This window comes from Sphingobium sp. YR768, from assembly GCF_900111125.1.
Lineage (GTDB): Bacteria > Pseudomonadota > Alphaproteobacteria > Sphingomonadales > Sphingomonadaceae > Sphingobium.
This window is the reverse complement of record NZ_FOGE01000041.1, coordinates 12,323-30,943: the sequence shown is the minus strand read 5'-3', so window position 1 is coordinate 30,943 and position 18,621 is coordinate 12,323. Positions and strand designations below refer to the sequence as shown.

Here is an 18,621-nt window from a genome sequence, read left to right as displayed (position 1 = left end):
CACGCGCTACGACCGATGCCCCAAAGCCTTCTTCTCGGCCATCGCCCTCGCTGCCACCGTCATCTTCTGGCTTTGATCAGTGAGTCCTGAGCCTAAGCATCGCCGTCTGGTAAAGGTTGGGTGCCTTGAACGATCGTCCCCAGTTGGCTTTAAACTCAAGACCACGAATGGGCGAATACACCATCCCGATCTTCGGCGTAGCTACTCGATCAATATCATGGTGGTCTTCATAGCGAAGTGCGCCAATCAGATGCAGCTGATCGACAAATGGCACAGCATTGCCAGGCGATATCAGCGGCAAGAAAAGCTCGCCATAGGCAAAGCCGACCTTGCGATTTTCGGATACAGCTTCCGTTACGCTTTCCACACCGGCGGCGATGCGGCGTGAGTCCACCGTCAAATTGTTGGAGCGAAAGCCTAGCCCAACGGCCAGCCTCGCTTCGCCCCCCGGCAAGGTAAACAAAGCTCCCTCTGCCCCCAATTCGATCGATTTCAGTTCGTTGCTATAATTCGGTAACGCACGCACAATTTCAGTTCCGGCAGAGAACACGCGCGTCACTACGTTGGTGTCGCTTCTGCTATACGTTCCCGAGAGGCGGACGTCCCATCCGAAAGGCAGATGGCCCTTCAATGCTGGCGAAACCGACCAGCCGTCAGCTGTCGATTTGACGATGCTGCCCTGTGCCGCGCAACTTGTAGCTATGACACCAATCAAGCAGCGCGATGTGGAGCGACGCATGTACTGGGCATCGATCTCGAAGCCGATCGACTCCGTGATCGACTGATGGCCGGCCATGACCAAACTGATTTGCTCTTGAGCTGGAATCACGGTCGTATCGGGTGCCACATTGCTGGTGTAGGAGCGCTGGCGTGCGGAAATTTCCGTTGAATCCTGATAGTCAGCCGCGATCATAAAGCCGCCAGCCCGCCACGAAGAGCCCCCAACAATGCTATATTGCTGGGTAACAGCGCCGCCGTCCGTTGCGGCGCCGAGCCTCGCGGATGTTTCCACCCCGTCTACGCTACGCCTCAAAACAACGTTGGCTACACCGGCCACAGCATCAGAACCATAAACCGCAGAGGCGCCATCTGCGACTACGTCGAGCCGTTCAATTGCGGCAAGAGGGATGGCAGAGATGTCAATTCCCTGGCTGATTGCATCGAATGCGACACGATGGCCATTGATCAAGGTCAAGGATGCATCGGGGCCAAGGCCGCGCAGATTCAGCGCGGATGAACCGGATACATTCGTGAAACCGCCTTGCCCCCCAGCTGTGATTGTCGGATTCTGTCCACCAGCGAAATTCTGCGGAAGGTCGCGTATTACCTGTCCGAGATCGGTATGACCCAGTTGTTGGGCTTCATTCCGCGTGATTGTCGTGACGGGTGAAGTCGAAGGTGCTCCACGAATTCGTGACCCGGTGACAACAATATTCTCACCCGAGGTCAGCGCGTCATCTGATACCGCTGAAAATCGCCGGCGAATGAGGATGGTCCCATCGCGTTCCATTGCTGTCAATCGGGTGCCTCTGAGTACGGTCTCGACCGCTTCAAGCGCGGTATAGGTCCCGTTGAGCGGTGGAGCTTGCCGCCCCTTCACCGCCTCGGGGCGAAAAATGATTTCACGACGGCTGGAACGCCCGATGGCGCGTAATGCACCGTCGAGGTCCTGCCGGTCGAGATTCCATTCCTGCTTTTGCCCCGATGCAGCCAGCAAGGGAGCCGGCATGCCCGCTAGTGCAAGCGCAAATACCGAACCGACCGCCCACCGTCCAAACTCGTTCATCGTTGCCCCCAATTTCAATCCGGCCTCGTTCGAGACCGGTTCCATTGGGGGCAACGACGAGCTGCGCGCCCCGATTATGATGGCGGGCGACAATTTCCTTTCGGAAGAGCTGGGCACCGTCGGGCCAGGGCAACCGAGTTAGCCCCACTAATGACCGCCAGCCCCAGGACGTCTCCCAGATTGCGTGCCAGTCTCTCGCTGTCTGTGATACGGAAATTTCCCGAGACTCGAATACCATCTATATCGGGTGTTGCGCCTACCAGGGGAATGTCAGCATAGCGATTGGCCTCCGTGAACAGGTCTCCCAGACGAACATTACTATATTCCTTCAATCCGTCAGGCCATTCACTGTCATTTGCCTGCGCCTTGACCACTTCGAGGGCAAGGGGTGTCGGAGCATTGTGCAGTTCGACCTGCTGACCGGGAGAAAGTCGAACCGCCGGCTGCGGGCGCCCGGGTGCGGAAACGTCTGTCACGACGTCGACTGCGCCCTTCACCAGTCGTACGACAAGGCGATTGTCCGGCAGCAGATTGACGTCGAAGATCGTACCGCGGGCTGTCACCGTTCCGCGCCCGGCGTGAACCGTAAAGGGGCGTTCCTCATGAGCGACGGTGAAACGGGCGCGACCACGCAACAAGCGAAGGTTCCTTCGCTCGGCGTCGAAGCTCACCAATACCAGGCTGTTCGTGTCGAGTGTGATGACAGAGCCATCCTCAAGCGAAAACGATCGAATTTCGCCGATGGCTGTAGCAATCTTCAGTTGGGCAGGACCATCAGATCTGCTAGGCGCCGAGCCTATTGCAAGCGACGGCTGTCTAATATCATCACGCGGCGAACCTGCAGCCCATTGCGCAACAAGGGCAACGGCGCCGAGCATCGCCAGTATAAGCACCGCGCGTCTTTTCGCCTTGGACCGTCGCGGGCTCTGGCCCATGTCGTCGCTGAACGCTGCGTCGGAAGGGAGGGCATCGTCCTCTGGCGGGGCCTTCAAACGCTTTCCGATGCTGTAGGCTTCGGCAATGCGGTTATAGGCGGCGCGGTGCAGCGCGCCGCGTGCCAACCATGCTTCGAATTCCTTGCGTCTGATTTCTGCTTCCTCCGGGTTACGCATGATAGCGAACCAGTCGGCGGCTTCTTCCCTGAGTTGTCCATGCCGACGCGGCGGATCTGTGTCTTCCATCATTCCTGTTCCAGAGCTGCGTCGATATGGGCAAGCGCGCGGGCGACATGATATTGCACAGTAGGGATTGAAATCCCCATGCTTTCCGCGATCTCGCGGTAGGTCAGTTCTTCCACCCGGTGAGCCAAGAATATCTCTCGCGTCCGTTGAGGTAGCTCTTCCAGGGCGCGCCTGTAAATCCGCATCACGTCTTCGGCCTCGATGCGTGCGGCTTGATCCGGCGCGACTGCCACTTCGAAGTCTTCGCCGATCGGCACATGAAACGCCAGAAGCCGGGTCTCGAGACGCTTGTATCGATCCAGAAGAAGATTTCGGGCGATGCGCTGGAGATAGGCTGCCGGCCGTGGAAGGCTGGTTCTGGCCATGCAGCCAACCAGGCGGACAAAGGATTCCTGTACGAGATCACCGACGTCATCCCGCGAGCGTAAGCGGCTTTGAAAATATCGCTGCAGCCGCGGTGCTTCGGTTTCGTAGATCTGTTGCACGTCCGCCATCCCGGCTCTTGGTTTCTTCTGAGCGACATCGTCTCTCAGGCCTTGTGGCACATTGAAATTCTCAGACGACATGAAATCACGGTTCCTCACGACGTGGCAGCGCCGTCCTCGCAAGTGCAAGGGAGAAGCGATGTGAGGTGAGCCGAGTTGTCGCCCAACGACGCAACCGGCGCTCGACCCGTATGTCGAGCTTCGAGATACCTGACAGGAAAATCCTGCGGGCGGCTGCCAGATTCCAGCCCGCATTGGTACTATGCCGTGAGAAAAGGATCCAATCAAGCTTTTGGTATTCTTGTCCTATCGGTACTTCCCCATCCCTAGCTTGGACGTCCGGGCATGAAGGGAGAAATGTCTGACGTCTTGAGTGGAATCCAATCGTTCGCAGGCATGAAAATTATCCGGCATCACAGGCCGCTTCCAACACAAGCGATGCATATTCACCGCGCCCCATGCGGCGAATAAGGCCGGTAATTGCCGCATAACCAGCAGGACCGCGAGATATCCCGGGAGTCGCTGTCGGATTTGAATCCGCAAGCAGCATTTGGACGGCATCAGGCATCTTATCGGCTTCACGGCTCCGCTTTTGCGCGCGTCTCCGCAGCAATTTTCAACGTCGCAATGCGTTCCGAACAGACCTCATGCACGAGGGCGCCAAGTATTTCTATTCTTGTTTTGAGCCACTCGAGTTGTTCGGATGAAATCTCAAAATGTTTCGAATGCTGGCCTTTGCGATAAGCGTCCTTCAGCTTCTGATACATGGCGCGATCGGCATGCGTTGCACGCGGCCAAGCATCAAATAGCCGCCTATCCACGCCTTCTGCCATGCCCCTGAGAAATACGATGTTCGTGCTGCGCGGAGCGTAGAAGGTAAATGTCGTCAAAACGCATCTGTAGAGTCTTTCAGTCGCTTGGTGAAAATCAAAAGCGGCATCGCTGAATCGATTATTGGCAAGGCTAATTTTGGCCAGTTCAAATCGCCACATTGCACCTGGAAATAAATCCTGGAAATATTCCTTCGCCATAAGATACGCCTGTTCGGGCGTTTTGGGCTTAGGATTTGCGAGCGGCCGATCGTCGGACTGGTACAGGACCACACCATCCTTGGCGATCTCGGTGAACAAAAGCCGTCCATGGGAAAGGCCGTCATTCACCTGCTGCAGCGTATGCACGATGAAGTTGACCGGCGTGCGGATGATCTTCTCAACCTGATGGGCGTCGAAGAGGCGTTGTTCCGTTGCTTCCCAATAGAGCACGCCGTCCGTCAATTCTTTCTGGTTGACGATGACCAGGATATCGTAGTCCGACATGAACTGGTTTGCGTCGAAGGGCGCATCGACCCAATCGCCCCTGGCATAAGAGCCGAACAGGATGACCTTGAGAATCCGGGCGGATTTGCGTCGGCCCGTCGCCTCCAGCGTCGCCTCGCGGAACCCCTGAAACAGCATTTCCACGACGCGGTCGAGCTCACGCTGCTTGGCGATCGGAAGATGATTGAGGTCGGTACGCATCAGCTCAGTTTCTCATTTCGCTTATCATCATGCAGCACGCCAGTCATCGCACCAGTTCGACCACCACGCCGACATCCAGGGCTTCCCATGCCCGGTCGGCGCTTACAGCAGTCGCGTTTCGGCACAGCGCCAGAGCCAGGCAGGATCGGTCGCCAAGAGACAGGCCGATGTCGCGCGTTTCGGGGCGCAGCTTTCCGCCCACGTCGGCCTGATCACGATCGGCGGGCACAATGTCGATATCGAGTTCGGCCAGCATCATCTGCGCTTCAGCGGCATCTACGCCGCAGTCGGTGAGCTTTGCCAGCACCTCATGGTAGTTCACCACCGACACCAGAGCACCGGTCAATCGCATTTCCACCCGGTCCGCTCCCGGTTCGCCAAACAGCAGGCACAGAAGGGCTGAGGCATCGAGAACAAAAACGGCCTTTGTATCGACGTCAGTCACGTACCGCCTCGGCCCGCCGCTCAGCGATCAACTCCTCGGAAACAAGTCCCTCATTGGGCGCAAAGGCGCGCAAACGCTCCTGCACTCGTCGAAGCGCGGAGCGGGCAGGGCGAATACGAACTTCGTCGCCATTGACCTCGAAAAGCACGGTGTCGCCATTCTGCAGGCCCAGCGAACGGCGGATATCGGCGGGGAGGGCGATGCGCCCGCCTGCAATGACCTTGCCTCGCAAGATGGTCATGTCATTTATGTCCTGAACGGTACCAACATGGTGATCGTACCTCATCTTCATGATCGGCATCAAGTTGCCAGATTGTCCGGAGGCACAGATTTCCGAACTCAGGCTGAGGCATTGCCCGATCAGCAAATCGATCGCCTCTTCCAGAACCTGCTTCGTTGGATGCGCGAGCGTGAGATCGGTGCATCGGCCGTCCACGGGATCGTCCTCACGCACAACAGCCCCTAACTGCTCCAGCCGGGCCGAGCGACGATGGGCGGTCGATGATGCGTGCTCGGGCGAGAAGCAAGCCGGGTATATTCTTTCGCCGTCGATCCCGGCAATATAGATCTCGAGCAGATATGCCAGATAGGGGCTCGACGACAGCTTCGTTCCCATCTTGCTGTTGAGGATGGCCACCATTTTCAGAAGGGTTCGACATGTCGCGGCCCGCGAGGCCGGGGGCCAGCTATCGACTCCGAGCTTCTCCCTCGATGCTATCGATGCGGAGAACATGACGTGCCTCCGTTAAGAGGGGATCCGGGCTGGCTGCTCGTGCTGGCTACGTCGGCAAGGCAATTTGGGCCGGTCATAGATAACCTGCCTTTCGAAAGCTCGTCGTCCCATTGCGCGCCACCACCAGATGGTCATGGACAACGACGTTCAGGCATCTGGCCGCTTTCGCGATCCTTTCCGTCAACTCGCGATCTGCCCGCGATGGCCTGGAACAACCGGATGGATGATTATGGACCAGCAAAATCGCTGTTGCCTCCAGATCGAGGCAGCGCTTGAGAATTTCGCGGGGCCATGCATAGACGGCCGAGACTGTTCCCATGCCCAGCACCTCGTCAGCGATCAACTCATTGTTTGCGTTGAGGAACAACACCCGCAACTGTTCGATCGGCTCGTAGGCCATGCGGCCACGCAGATAGTCGAGCACAAGCTGATCGCTGGACAATATCGGACGCTGCATCAGTTGGCCCCGGAGCATCTGGGTCATGGCCCGTCTGAAGCAGAGGAAGGTTTGTTCGATCTCGATCGCGTCATCCAGCAGTTCGATCCGTTCTGCTGAACGTGCCGATATCGCTTCGCCGAGCGAGCCGAAGCGGGTAAAGAGGCGTTCCGAGAGTTCCCGCGCACGCGCGGGACAGGTTAGGCCGATCAGATCCTCCAGGACTCGTCGACACCCAGGCGCGTCAGTCGCCTCCGGTGTCGCCAGGTCGCGATCACCAGTGCCAGTTGAGCAAGCCACCCCCATAGCGCCAGCCCGTGCATGTAGGCACGAGGAATCACTTCGGGCGCGATCGCGAGCGCAACATGGATGATGACTTCCGCGCCCAGTATCGAAGCGATCCATATCGGCCAAAACCGGGTGCTGCGTACTGAAAGCCATAAGAAAATACCCATTATCGATATGTCGATGACAAGAATGCCGGCTTCGACATCCTGAAAGCGCGTACCGAGGGGAGACGCCACAAGAACCGTCAGGCTCGCACCTCCCAGAAGGGTGACCGCACCGATCTTCTCGGGCTGGCCACCCCTTCTAAATGCATAGGCGCTGCTCAGAAGCAGAAATGCCAGGAACAGGGCTTGTCTCGTCATGATCCAAAGGAACGACAAATGCTTTGGTTCGTCAATTTCCCCCGGCACATACCTCACACTGCACGAAGATGTTGTCCCTCGGGCCGGGTTCCCGCCGATGCCACCTTGAGTAGGTCGCCATAGTTGGTCTCCGGCAAGCCGATCGCATCACTTGCCTGCTTGAGGTTGGCATGTGTGGTGACGATCTTCTGTCGGGTTTCGGCCATGAGCAGCATAGCCGATGCGGAACTCTGGATCGCATCCTGGCCGATCATGGCCGAGAGGCGGGCATCCAGCCGTGCAATGGGTAGCGCCGCGTTCAGTTCGGCAATGCGGGCGGCCGCAATATCGATGGCCTCCTCGGCGGCGAACAGCCGTTCGGCTACATGTTTGGCGATGGATTGGCGTTGAGCGCGCATGGTTTCTCCTTCCCGCTCCGCTCGGAGCAGGTCATGTCGTTGGATTTTCCTGGATTGCTGCTCTATTTTTCTACGAGGCCGTTGAGCGCCAACAGCAAGGAAAAGCCGGCGCCTACGGCAAGGAGCAGCAAGGTTGTGAGGATCGCGAAAACGATCAGTATGGAAGGGCCACTCAGCTCATTACGGTGCCTCCCGGCTACGCGAAACGGCAATATGTCGAGCAAGGAAAAGCTTTGTTCGCGAACGCCATAGGGCTTTTGTTCATTCGCGAAAATTATCTCGCCTTCGCCTTGTACTGCATCGTCGTCCGCCTGGGTTTCGGTGACGCCAGTTGGCACGGGAGTCGGGTCATCGAAAATAACCATTGATTGGGGGGGTATGTTTTGCCCCCCCTTACGCGTTTCCCATTCCACGAAGAGTTGCGCCGATTTCCACTTCGACACATTGCCGAGCTGCCTGCGGATTTCCAGGATGTGATTGTTGACCGTGTTGGGCGAGATGCCCAAAGCACGCCCGATCTCTTTTGAGGAGTTGCCTTTAGCGGCCTCTCGCAGACAATCGCCCTTTCGAGGGCTGAGCCGCTCGAATATCTCTGAAAAGTCGTTCTCGTTCAAGGGTGGTTCCCTTTCGCCGATTTACGGCGATCGCAAGCTGCGGCCTCTCCCACCTTCTTCTTCAATCAATCTGTTGGCAGCCTCCGAGCGCCTCCATTCTGTTTCAAGTGAAAATCTTTATAAAACATAGCTCCGCTGCATTCGGTTTGACAGATTATTTCGCAGTTGGCTGGCGCACGGCTCGTGCGGTGTAAGCGTCGGCCAATCGAAGGATGGGGCGCACGCCGAACGATATGCAAGGTGGGTGGCTAGCGTTGTGCCCCGGGTTTGTCTGAAGAGGCAACGGGGTCGGAGGAGCACGATACTCGCACGACCATGGCTCGGAAAAGGGAAGCGGGGGGTGAGCAGGGGAGCTTCCGATAGGAACGAACCATCATGCACAATTCTGAAATAGTTTCGCTGCTTCATGACCTTAGAGTCCATCTTCTCGGCCGGACCTGGTTGCGGTCCCGCCACAAGGCCGCTCCATTGCTTAGCCGTCTCGACGCTGTTGCAGATCAACTGAGCGGTACCAGGCATCCGGCAATTGCAATTGCCCGGGCAAGGTTGGAGAGCGCCCCTGTGCTGCGCATCGACATTGACGAGGCCCATGTCGAGGAGACCCCACAGGGCGTGTGGGTCAGGGGATGGATCTGGGTGGAACAGCAAGCTTTGCGATCTTGCGATGCGATGCAAGAGGCTAAATTCCGCAGTGCCCTTGCGGACCTGCCGCAACAAAGCCGCGTCATATACCTCGCTCATTGCATCGAGGGCCTCACCTATCCGGCGATAGCCGCCAAACTGGATCTCGACGTGGCTGACGTCCAGCGCGAGTTGGCGGCGGCGCTTCTGGCCCTGTCGATAGCTCTTGATGAGACATGAATGGTGCAGTGTTTGAGCGTGCGACGATGGAAACTGTCCAACTGGAGTTACAGGGGGCGAACCTGTGCCAGCGACTTGGAGGGACATGGCAGAAAGATCGGGGCTTATGCCTGTGCCCTGCTCATGAGGATCATAGCCCCAGCCTTTCGATCCGTGTCGGCAGACGCGCGTTGCTGTTCAAATGCTTCGCGGGCTGCGACACACGAGAGGTCTTGCGAGCGATCCGGCGTCTGCGACTCCCGCTTCCTGATGGGCCCATATCGGTCCCATCGGACCAAATCCATATCCCTCAAACGGGCGCAGGGCCGGCGCGGCGGACATGGGATGCGTCCGCACCACTCGCCGCGACACCCGCTGAAATCTATCTCGCCAATCGCCGGCTTAAGCTGCCCTGGCATGATCTGCGCTACAATGCGCGCACACCGCTGGGGCGGGGTAGGGCCGTAGCGTTCCGTCCAGCGTTGATTGCCGCCGTGCGCGAACGGCACCGGATCGTCGCTATCCACCGCACCTTCCTGGATCCCGCGACCGCTACGCGTGCAGGTGATCTTGCCGAACCACGCATGATGCTCGGGCGTCCCGGCCGTGGCGCGGTCCAGCTAATGCCCGCCGCGCGGGTCCTTGGCCTTGCAGAAGGTATAGAAACGGCGCTCGCCGCGATTCGATTGCACCGGATTCCGGTCTGGGCGATCCTCGGGACAGAACGAGCCGGCCATATCCTGCTGCCCGATCGGCTCGAACGTCTCGTTCTGCTCTTCGACAGGGACGCGGCCGGCTGGAAGGCCAACCAACGTGCCCGTGTCGCCTATCGCCGCCCTGGTCTGGAAATCATCAGCCCCTGGCCGCCACCGCCGAACAATGATTGGGCGGATGTGCTGCAAACCTTGCCGCGCGCAGCCTGATGGGCATAGGTAAGGAGAGGCCACCCGGACCATCGCAGGGCCAGGGCAGCCACGCCGATCAGCCGTTCAGACGATCCTTGACCGCCTTGGCGGGCGTGAACGTCAGCTTCTTCGAAGCCTTGATCGAAATGGTCTCACCCGTCGCCGGATTGCGGCCGTCGCGCGCAGGGGTATCCTTGACCTTGAACTTGCCGAAGCCGTTCAGCGCAATCTCTTCCCCTTTGGCGGCCGCGTCGGCGATCGTCCCAAAGACCGCGTCGACAAGCTTTCGCGCATCGGCCTTGGTCAATCCATGAGACGTACCAACTGCTTCGGCCAGTTCGGAATTGTTCATAATCATCCTCCTGAAAATTGCGAAGCTAGCGTTCATAGCGCCGCGCTCGCCTGCCGTCACGGGCCAAACGGCACGAGTAAAAGGGAGACGGGCGAGATAGCGAACCGCCAGATCCGGCTAGCCCATCAGCATACCGATCCAAAGGTGTTCAGCCCCATGGCATCATCTCCTCCTAATGACTCGGCGGATGCATTCGAGGAAATGCCGCGCACGGCGTGACGATCACGCAAATGCGCAAACTTTTCGCAGCTACGAGCGCGAATGCCATTCCATGACTCACAATCCCTAACGCCGACGCCCTGTCTCGCGCCGTCCTGGCTAAGTGTCGCAGGAGGGAAGGGAGGGGGAATGGGCGGTTCGATGAGCGAGCCGCACCAATGGAGAAACCCATGTCCCAGACTCCCATTCCCGTACCCGCTGCCAATCTCACCAAGTCACCCGTCAATGTCCGGACCCGAAGCGACGCGGACGCCGACGCGGAACTGGAAGCCAGCATCCTTGCCCACGGTCTCATCCAGAATCTGGTCGGCGTGCCGGTTTCGCGCAAGAAGGGCCACTACCGGATCACGGCCGGCGGTCGTCGCCTCGATGCCGTGCATCGCCTGATCGAAAAGGGAAGCCTGCCGGCCGATCACGCGATCCCGGTTCTGGTTCTCGACAACGCGAAGGATGGTCGCGAAGTCAGCCTCGTTGAAAATTTCGAACGGCTTCCGATGGGACCGGGCGAAGAATGCAGGGCCTTCAGGGATATCATCGAGGTCGAGGGCAAGACGGCGGCCGACGTCGCCAAGCGGTTCGGGCTCACCGAGCGCTTCGTGATGGGCCGTCTGCGTCTCGCCAACCTTGCCGAGCCGATTTTCGAGGCGCTCGAGAATGGCGAGATCACGCTCGACGTCGCCAAGGCCTATTGCACCACGGCTGACAGCGCGCGTCAAAAAGCAATCTGGGATATGCTCTCGGACAGCTACTGCGGTCATTCCGTCAGTGAAATCCGCCGCCGCATCAAGGATTATAGCTATCGAGGCAATGATCCTCGCGTCCTGCTGGTCGGCCGTGATGCTTACACCGCCGCCGGCGGGCGGATCGAGGACGCCGACCTCTATTCGAACGCGGACGACGAACGCTGGATCGACACTCACATCGTCGACGAACTCGCCATGATGAAACTCGCCGCCGAAGCGGACATCCTGCGCGAACGCGAAGGCTTTGCCGAGGTCCGTCCCGTCGCCAACACGCGCGTCCCCTATATGGATACCTACGCCCTGGCGCCGTTGCCGGTCGAGGCGCCCGCGCTCAGCGAGGAGCAGGAGCAGCGCAAGCTCAAGATCGAGGACGAACTCGCCGAACTGGAAACCGAACTCGAGGATGAAGGCTACGAGCCGGACGAAGACGACCAGAATCGCTACAACGCCCTCCAGACCGAGCTGTCGGCCATCGTCGAACGCGAGCCCATCGTCGATACCGAGCAGAAGGCAAGCGCGCTGGCCTATCTCGTGATCGGGCCGGACGGCCAGCCGCACATTCACCAGGAATTGTTCGTCGCGCCCGTCGCAACCGACGAAGAGGGCGAAGACGACGAGGATGGAAGCCTCGAGAATGGCGAAACCGACGGCGAAAACCCCGCCGAAGAGGCCGGCGAGGACGAAGCGCGAAACAGCGGGCCGGTGATGAGCCAGCGTCTGCGTGAAATGCTGGCGATGATGAAGACCGAACTGCTGGCGGTCCATGTCGCCAGCGATCCCGCGTTCGCGTTGGATCTGGGCACCTTCGTCATGGTCGACCGCGAATGCCGCTTCTCGTCCTTCGACATTCCGAGCGATCTGCGCGCCTCGGCTCCCGCCCGTCTCCTCGCGGACTTCAAGCCCGAGACGGCCGCAGCGGGTGAATGGACGAAGCTCGATGAGGCGCTCGACCGAAGCTGGGTCAATCACCAGGCCATCGCGGATCGCTACGACGCCTTCTGTGGGCTCCCCGATGAAGCGCGCGCAGCCTGGCTCGGCTGGGCGATTGCGCGCACGCTGCAGGCTGTCCCGATCGGCCGCCGCGAAGCAAGCTTCCTCGATCATCTGGGAGCGAAACTCGCAATCGATGTGGCGGCCTGGTGGCGCCCGACCGCACTCACCTACTTCGATAAGCTGACCAAGCCCGCCATCCTCAACTTGTTCCAGGAGATCGGTGGACTCGAGCTTCAATCCCGCTACGCCGGTTCGAAGAAGCACGATCTTTCGGCTTCGGCCGAGCGGCTTTTCGGAGGCGACGTCATCATCGAACCCGAAATCAAGGAACGGGCGCTTGCCTGGCTTCCCGAAGCCATGCGCTTTGGCTCAGCCGAAATCGCTGGTGAGCCGGACCAGCCGCGCGACGATCACGAGACGTCACCCGCTGGGATCGTCGATGCCGATAATGACGATCAGATATCCCAGGCTGCCTGATCGGGACCGGGGGATGGGCTACAGCCTGTCCCCTGGCTTCGGGGGAACTGAACCGGCGCCTGAACTGAAAGAAACGCAGATCGATTTGTGATCGTGACGATTTCTAGCATCTACTTGGTGCCATCTGCTGCCTGGCTCGCACACGACGGTAGAGTATTTCGCGCACTCCCCAACAAGAGTTATTGCGAGCCATTCTCAAGTTGGGCTATGAGGGCGGAGCCATGTCGACCAATTCCGTTGCCTTGACGCGCCTGCTGCTGCGCGAACGGCCGTCTCTGTTGCGGCTCGCGCAGCGCATTGTCGGCGATGCGCTGGCGGCCGAAGACGTGGCGCAAAGCCTTTGGTTTCGCGTCCAGCGAGTCGACGACAACCCGCCGATCATCAACAAGCGGGCCTTTCTTTACCGACTCGCCGCGAATCTCGCCACCGACCAGGCCCGCGGCGCTCGCCGGCACGGCGTGCTGTTCGAGATGGGCGATCTGCCCGAAGATGTGGCCGACGATCAGCCCTCGGTCGAGACGCAGATGATGGATCAGGAGCGCGTGCGGCAGCTTGAGGCGGCGCTGGAGGAGTTGCCGTTGCGCTGCCGGCAAGTCTTCACGCTTCGCCGCATAGACGGCCTGTCAGCAGACCAGGTGGCAGGGCGGCTCGGCATTACGCTTAACGCTGTTGCCAAGCATGTCCGGACAGCGGTTCGTCACTGCCACGAGCGGATGCAGAGCGAATCCGATGCCTGAGTGACAATATTTCGCGCAGGAAGTCCCGTTCCGCGTATTCCAAGCGTCATAGAGATAAGAGAGACCGCACGTTTCGGAACCATCCGCGCGTGATAAGGGGAATGGCAGGATAGTGTCGGCTGAGCAGCCCATACCGAAGACGATTGCCGACGAGGCTGCGCGCTGGTTCGCCGATCGCGACAGCGGCTTGTTGGAAGACGAGTGGGAGCTGGCCGCATGGCTGGCGGCCGATCCCCGCCATGCCCGCGCCTTCGCCGAAATGGAGGCGGTATGGGCGGACCTTGGCGGCGTGCAAGCGGCACTGGATGTGAGGGCATCGCTTACGCCGCCGCGATATAGCCACCGTCGCCTTTCCTGGCGGCGACAGCGGCCGGGAAAACCCCGCCGCTGGGTTCCCGTCGCGGTGGCCGCCAGCCTCGCCATGCTGGTTGTCGGCGCGGTTCAGGACTGGCCCACGCGCCTGCAATCCGACGCCATGACGGCAACCGGGGAACGGCGCACGGTGGGTCTGCCCGATGGTTCGCGTGTGCAGCTCAATACCGCGAGCGCCATTGCGTTCGACTATCGTGCCGATCGACGGGTGATCCGACTGCTGAAGGGGGAAGCTTTGTTCACCGTTGCAGCCGATCCCTCGCGCCCCTTCACCGTCGAGGCGGGCGGCGGTAGCACGACTGCGCTCGGCACGCGCTTTCTGGTGCGCGACCTGGGGGAGAGTACCCGTGTCACCGTCACAGAGCATAGCGTGCGCGTCGCCTATCCGGAGGGGCAAACGGCGCAAACCCGGATCAGGGAAGGCCAGAGCCTCCTTTATGGCCCCGGTCGCGGCCTGGGTACGGCTATGCCGGTCAATGCCGGCGATGCCGAAGCGTGGACGCAGGGCGTTCTGGTATTCGAGAACCGCCCGCTGTCCGAAGTCGTCGCGGAGCTGGGGCGCTATCATCCCGGCTATGTCCGTCTAATCGGTGCTGACATGCAGAGCCGACGGGTGAGCGGCGTATTCAGCATCGATGATCCGGTCAGCTCGTTCGCGAAATTGCAAAGGTCGCTGGGCCTCCGCTCGATCCAGATCACCGATCGGCTGATCGTCATATTCCGTTGATTTCAGCGCCCCGGCAAAAAAATTCATCAACGACAGTCCCGTTTCCGCAACCCCGCTCGTCATACAGATGAGAGGCATTCGCATTAGCGATAAGTAGGCCTCCCATTTTTACGACGGGGGAAGTTTTGGTGATTTCGAGTTCCAGATACCGCACCAACCGCAATCTGGTGTTGGCCTGGCTGGCGACGACGACGCTCTCCATTGGCGCTTTCGGCGGGGCTAAGCCTGCCTATGCGCAGGAGGCGGCCAGCTACGATATTCCTGCGGGGCCGCTTTCCACCGCCCTCAACCAGTTTGCGCGCCAGGCCAAAGTCGAACTGATCTACGACGCGCCGCTCACACAGAACGCGATCAGCCCCGGCCTCAAAGGTAATTATGACACGACCGATGCCCTATCACTCCTGCTGGGGGAGTCAGGCGTAACCTTCAGGCGGACCGGCGCACGGGTCTTCACCTTGGCGCGCGCGCAGCAAACCGCGGTCGATGGCAGTACCGTGACACTCGGACCGCTTCAGGTCGAAGGAGAGCGCACGGCGCGGGATAATGAAACGGGAGTCGAGCGCGACGCTCGCCGTAAGGATGAGGTCTACGACAAGGACATTTCCTCTACCTTCGCAAGCCGGGAAGAGGTCGAACGTTACAAGGGCACCAACCCGGCCGACGTTCTCAAGGGGATGGTCAATGTGTTCAGCGGCGACGCGCGCAACAGCGGCGCGCTCGATCCGAGCATAAGAGGCATCCAGGGGCCGGGGCGCGTCCCGGTCATCATCGACGGCACCGAGCAAGCCATCACCATCTGGCGGGGCTATAATGGCGCGGGAAATCGCAGCTATATCGATCCAAGCCTGATCTCCGGCATCCAGGTTCTCAAAGGCCCCGTGTCCGAACGCGGGGTCAACGGTTCGACGGGCGGCGCTGTCGTCGTCAATACGCTCGATGCCGCCGACATATTGAAGCCCGGTCAGACATTCGGTATCAAGGTGAAGCTGGAAGGTGGCAACAACTCCACCAATCCCCGCTGGCCGACACTTTCGACTGGGCTGGATTACCGCGATGTTCCGGGCTTCCTGGGAACCGGTACGGGCTTTTCATCGCCGACTTTCCCCTACAACGATCAGACGCTCCGGGTGACGCTGCGATCACCGGATGACAATGAGGCTTTCTCCTTCGGAGACCGGGCTATTCGTCTGGCCGTCGCGGGCCGTGTCGGCGATTTTGACCTGTTCGGCGCCTACGCATTTCGCGAGCGGGGCAACTATTTTACCGGCAAAAGCGGCGCGGGCTATTATCAGCAGGAAGAGTTGCTGCCTGCGACCGGGGTGATCGCGGTTCAAAACTATGTACCCACGATCGGGCTCTTCTTCAGGCCGGGTTATGAGGTGCCCAATACATCCAGTGAGATGGAATCATTCCTCTTCAAAGGGACATGGCGGATTGCGGACGACCAGTCACTCCAACTTGGGTTTCGCGACAGCAAGTCGACCTATGGGGAAGTCCTGCCGTCGCGGCTGATGAACGCGACGGGGTTTGGCAATATCCAGTGGCCTGCAAGCAAGGTCCATATTCAGGCCTACAACGCTGAATATACTTGGAAGCCCGAAAGCCCCTGGATCGACCTGAAGGTATCCGTGTGGGCTACAGATAGTGTCAGCGACACATATAGTGCTGGCGGCTTCCCCAATTCCGCAGGAGATTATACCGATCCCATCATCATCAACAGTGCATTGGCCAATGCGCGCAACGATCGCTTCGGGATCACCGCCAGCAACCAGTTTACTCTCTCGTCCAGACTAGGCGTTGTCGTCGAAGGGAACTGGCAACATGAGAAGCTGCGATCCGACGATGAGTATTCCGCTGCCATGGCCAACGGCGCGCGGCAGTTGCCACGTGCGGGGCGGCGCGAAGAATATCGGCTCAATCTGCGTGGCGAATGGCGACCTGCCAGTTTCCTCAAGCTCAATGCCGGAATCTCTTATTCCGGTTATTGGGCGAAGGATGACTTCCTTCCGAAGCTGATCGACCTCAGCGGCGGTTCGATCCAGCGCGTTGTCACGACCAGTTACAGAACCTCGTATCGGATCAATGAAAATGGTCGAATCCGGACGATTACAGGACCGGTCTGGGCGCCTGATGAGGCCGGCAACTATCGACGCGCGGACAATATCTGTCTCAACGGCTTTCTGACCAGCGTCGCCAATTCTACGGGTTGGTGTTCAGTTAGCTTGAATCAGGCCACTGCCAATATCACCGAAGCCTCGCGGAAATCGGATAGTGGCTGGATGCCTTCGGCATCTGCCACCGTCTATCTGAGCGGGGCTAGCCGACTCTATGCACGCTACGCCGAAGCCCTCCGTTTCCCCAGCATGTTCGAAAGCACGATTGGTTTCTCGGCTTCAATTAATCCGTCCTATCATTTGAAGCCTGAACGCCTGCGCTCCTGGGAGGCAGCCTATATTCAGGATATGCGCCAGCTGTTCGGGTTGAACGGAGAGGGGCAGCACGCCGACCTCAAGCTAAGCTGGTATCACAACACCACGCGCAATGTGATCGAGCGCAACAACCAGTTCATGTTCACCAACGTGGACAGGCAGACGATCGCCGGCTTCGAATTGCAGGCACGCTTCGATAATGGCCGCATCTTCGCGGATATCGGCGCCGGCCATATGACCAAGAACCGGGTCTGCGATGCAAGTGTCGCGGTGCTCGGCGATCCCAACCAAGGTCGTATTCCCGATTGCGTCAAATATGGTTTCCCCGCCGGCTACCTCCTGACCCAGGCAACCCCCGAGACTTCGGTCAACCTGCATGCCGGTGCGTGGTTTTTCGAGCGCCGCCTTGAGCTTGGCGGGCGCATGGCTTGGTACAGCGAATATGACAATCCACCTTTCGACGCCTTTCTCGACCAGGGGGTTCCCGGCCTGGGTCTCAACATCCCCTACAGCTGGGGCGAAATCGTCACGTTAGACGCCTATGCGAAGTTCCGCCTGAACGATCGCTTTTCGGCCGAACTCGTCGGGATGAACCTCAACAACCGCTATTATCTCGATCCCCTGTCACGCTCGCTCAATCCGGCCCCTGGCCGGACGGTTCGACTGAGCCTCACGGGAAGATTCTGAGATGAAGGAGATTCAGGGCCGCCGCCGCACCTATCACTTGGAACGATCGAGGTGATGGCGACGACCCTGGATGAAGGCGTCCGAAAGGTCGGGCGCTCCAACAAGCAGGAGTAGTAACATGAAGAATGTTCATCTCAAGATCGCAGCCGCATTCCTGGCAACTGTGGCCTTCTCGGGCGTCGCTCATGCCCAAATCGTCGGGGAGTCCAGCGACACCAGCAACATCGCCGTGGGCACTAGTGGGGCGTTCGGCCCGCATCAGCCGAACCGGCCTGGCATCGGTTTCCCGTCGAGTCCATTTGGAAGCGCCATAGTCGACGTTCAGACGCTGCAGACCTATGTCCCCGCCGACACGAACGGCGTGTCTGAGTTCACCCCGTCGAATATTCCGCACGGGGACCTCGGCTATTTCAACCTTTCGAGGGTTGGCGCCAATGAAGTCTGGTTCGGAGAATGGACCAGCGACGGAAATGTCGGCTCCGGCGACCAAACGGTCTACTTTGTCGGACGTGACCAGTCTGCCGCCCCGACGGTGGCGACCACCGCTACCTATGACGTGAAGGGCATCAACGATTATCAGACCAACGGTGCGCTTCTGACCGGCACCCTTACTGCCAACTTCAACGGCAGCGGCGGTGGCACCGTCGGCGGCTCGCTTACCGGTCATCAGACCGTCAGCCTGTCCAATGTCGGCATCAGTGGCGCGACCTTCTCGACCGCCAATGGGGGGGCCGCTTCGATCGCCGGCGGTTCGGCCGAGGCAAGCGGCTCCTTCTTCGGTAGCAATGTTGCCGCAATCGCGGGTGTCGTGACATCCAACGTCGATCGTTCGCTCGACACTGCCTTTGGCGGTAGCCGGACGAACTAAGTCCGTCCCACCAAACTGGCCGGAGCC

General features: G+C 59.6%; 18 protein-coding genes. 7 read left to right on the top strand and 11 right to left on the bottom strand.

The window, feature by feature from the left end:
• Nucleotides 1–76: 76 nt before the first annotated feature.
• The 10 genes from BMX92_RS24485 to BMX92_RS24440 all read right to left on the bottom strand — a co-directional run bounded on the left by BMX92_RS24485 (nucleotide 77) and on the right by BMX92_RS24440 (nucleotide 8,245).
• Nucleotides 77–1,786, bottom strand: a complete 1,710-nt coding sequence (locus tag BMX92_RS24485; protein WP_177185249.1) for a TonB-dependent receptor — start codon at nucleotides 1,784–1,786, stop codon at nucleotides 77–79.
• Between the two features lie 74 nt (nucleotides 1,787–1,860).
• Nucleotides 1,861–2,970, bottom strand: coding sequence for a FecR family protein (locus BMX92_RS24480; RefSeq protein ID WP_093021599.1), 1,110 nt, complete (start codon nucleotides 2,968–2,970; stop codon nucleotides 1,861–1,863).
• On the bottom strand, nucleotides 2,967–3,533 hold the full coding sequence (locus BMX92_RS24475) for an RNA polymerase sigma factor (protein ID WP_256213601.1): 567 nt from the start codon (nucleotides 3,531–3,533) through the stop codon (nucleotides 2,967–2,969). The genes BMX92_RS24480 and BMX92_RS24475 overlap by 4 nt, the downstream gene beginning before the upstream one ends.
• Nucleotides 3,534–4,030: 497 nt before the next feature.
• Nucleotides 4,031–4,969, bottom strand: a complete 939-nt coding sequence (locus tag BMX92_RS24470) for a nucleotidyltransferase domain-containing protein (protein WP_093021593.1) — start codon at nucleotides 4,967–4,969, stop codon at nucleotides 4,031–4,033.
• Between the two features lie 43 nt (nucleotides 4,970–5,012).
• The gene (locus tag BMX92_RS24465) at nucleotides 5,013–5,414 is read right to left on the bottom strand and encodes a type II toxin-antitoxin system VapC family toxin (protein ID WP_256213600.1); all 402 of its coding nucleotides are present in this window, start codon (nucleotides 5,412–5,414) and stop codon (nucleotides 5,013–5,015) included.
• Nucleotides 5,407–6,147: an AbrB/MazE/SpoVT family DNA-binding domain-containing protein gene (locus tag BMX92_RS27790; RefSeq protein WP_218145840.1), complete on the bottom strand. Its 741-nt coding sequence runs from the start codon at nucleotides 6,145–6,147 to the stop codon at nucleotides 5,407–5,409. Before BMX92_RS27790 ends, BMX92_RS24465 begins: the two co-directional genes overlap by 8 nt.
• A gap of 73 nt (nucleotides 6,148–6,220) precedes the next feature.
• Complete coding sequence (locus BMX92_RS24455; RefSeq protein WP_093021587.1) at nucleotides 6,221–6,889, bottom strand: JAB domain-containing protein; 669 nt, start codon at nucleotides 6,887–6,889, stop codon at nucleotides 6,221–6,223.
• The gene (locus tag BMX92_RS24450) at nucleotides 6,793–7,233 is read right to left on the bottom strand and encodes a hypothetical protein (protein ID WP_093021617.1); all 441 of its coding nucleotides are present in this window, start codon (nucleotides 7,231–7,233) and stop codon (nucleotides 6,793–6,795) included. Before BMX92_RS24450 ends, BMX92_RS24455 begins: the two co-directional genes overlap by 97 nt.
• Nucleotides 7,234–7,286: 53 nt before the next feature.
• Entirely contained in the window at nucleotides 7,287–7,631 is a 345-nt protein-coding gene (locus BMX92_RS24445; RefSeq protein ID WP_093021584.1) for a hypothetical protein, read from the bottom strand.
• A 62-nt stretch (nucleotides 7,632–7,693) separates the two neighbouring features.
• The gene (locus BMX92_RS24440) at nucleotides 7,694–8,245 is read right to left on the bottom strand and encodes a helix-turn-helix domain-containing protein (protein ID WP_177185248.1); all 552 of its coding nucleotides are present in this window, start codon (nucleotides 8,243–8,245) and stop codon (nucleotides 7,694–7,696) included.
• Nucleotides 8,246–8,806: 561 nt separating this feature from the next.
• On the opposite strand from BMX92_RS24440, the gene BMX92_RS27575 reads away from it, so the two are divergent.
• Nucleotides 8,807–9,106: a sigma factor-like helix-turn-helix DNA-binding protein gene (locus BMX92_RS27575; protein ID WP_177185247.1), complete on the top strand. Its 300-nt coding sequence runs from the start codon at nucleotides 8,807–8,809 to the stop codon at nucleotides 9,104–9,106.
• A gap of 473 nt (nucleotides 9,107–9,579) precedes the next feature.
• Entirely contained in the window at nucleotides 9,580–10,008 is a 429-nt protein-coding gene (locus tag BMX92_RS28230; protein ID WP_256213599.1) for a toprim domain-containing protein, read from the top strand.
• Between the two features lie 58 nt (nucleotides 10,009–10,066).
• Here BMX92_RS28230 and BMX92_RS24425 read toward each other — a convergent pair whose 3' ends face one another.
• Nucleotides 10,067–10,348, bottom strand: coding sequence for an HU family DNA-binding protein (locus BMX92_RS24425; RefSeq protein WP_256213603.1), 282 nt, complete (start codon nucleotides 10,346–10,348; stop codon nucleotides 10,067–10,069).
• A 383-nt stretch (nucleotides 10,349–10,731) separates the two neighbouring features.
• Between BMX92_RS24425 and BMX92_RS24420 the strand changes: the two genes are divergently transcribed.
• The 5 genes from BMX92_RS24420 (at nucleotide 10,732) to BMX92_RS24400 (ending at nucleotide 18,594) form a co-directional block, all read left to right on the top strand.
• Entirely contained in the window at nucleotides 10,732–12,774 is a 2,043-nt protein-coding gene (locus tag BMX92_RS24420) for a ParB/RepB/Spo0J family partition protein (protein WP_093021611.1), read from the top strand.
• Between the two features lie 221 nt (nucleotides 12,775–12,995).
• Nucleotides 12,996–13,511, top strand: coding sequence for an RNA polymerase sigma factor (locus BMX92_RS24415; RefSeq protein WP_093021572.1), 516 nt, complete (start codon nucleotides 12,996–12,998; stop codon nucleotides 13,509–13,511).
• Between the two features lie 112 nt (nucleotides 13,512–13,623).
• Nucleotides 13,624–14,610 carry a FecR family protein gene (locus tag BMX92_RS24410; protein ID WP_093021569.1) on the top strand — a complete coding sequence of 329 codons (987 nt, stop codon included), beginning with the start codon at nucleotides 13,624–13,626 and terminating at the stop codon, nucleotides 14,608–14,610.
• A 128-nt stretch (nucleotides 14,611–14,738) separates the two neighbouring features.
• Nucleotides 14,739–17,726, top strand: a complete 2,988-nt coding sequence (locus BMX92_RS24405) for a TonB-dependent receptor (protein ID WP_256213598.1) — start codon at nucleotides 14,739–14,741, stop codon at nucleotides 17,724–17,726.
• A gap of 118 nt (nucleotides 17,727–17,844) precedes the next feature.
• Nucleotides 17,845–18,594 (top strand): Slam-dependent surface lipoprotein, encoded by a 750-nt coding sequence (locus BMX92_RS24400; RefSeq protein ID WP_093021567.1) that lies wholly within the window; start codon nucleotides 17,845–17,847, stop codon nucleotides 18,592–18,594.
• The last annotated feature ends 27 nt before the right edge of the window (nucleotides 18,595–18,621 follow it).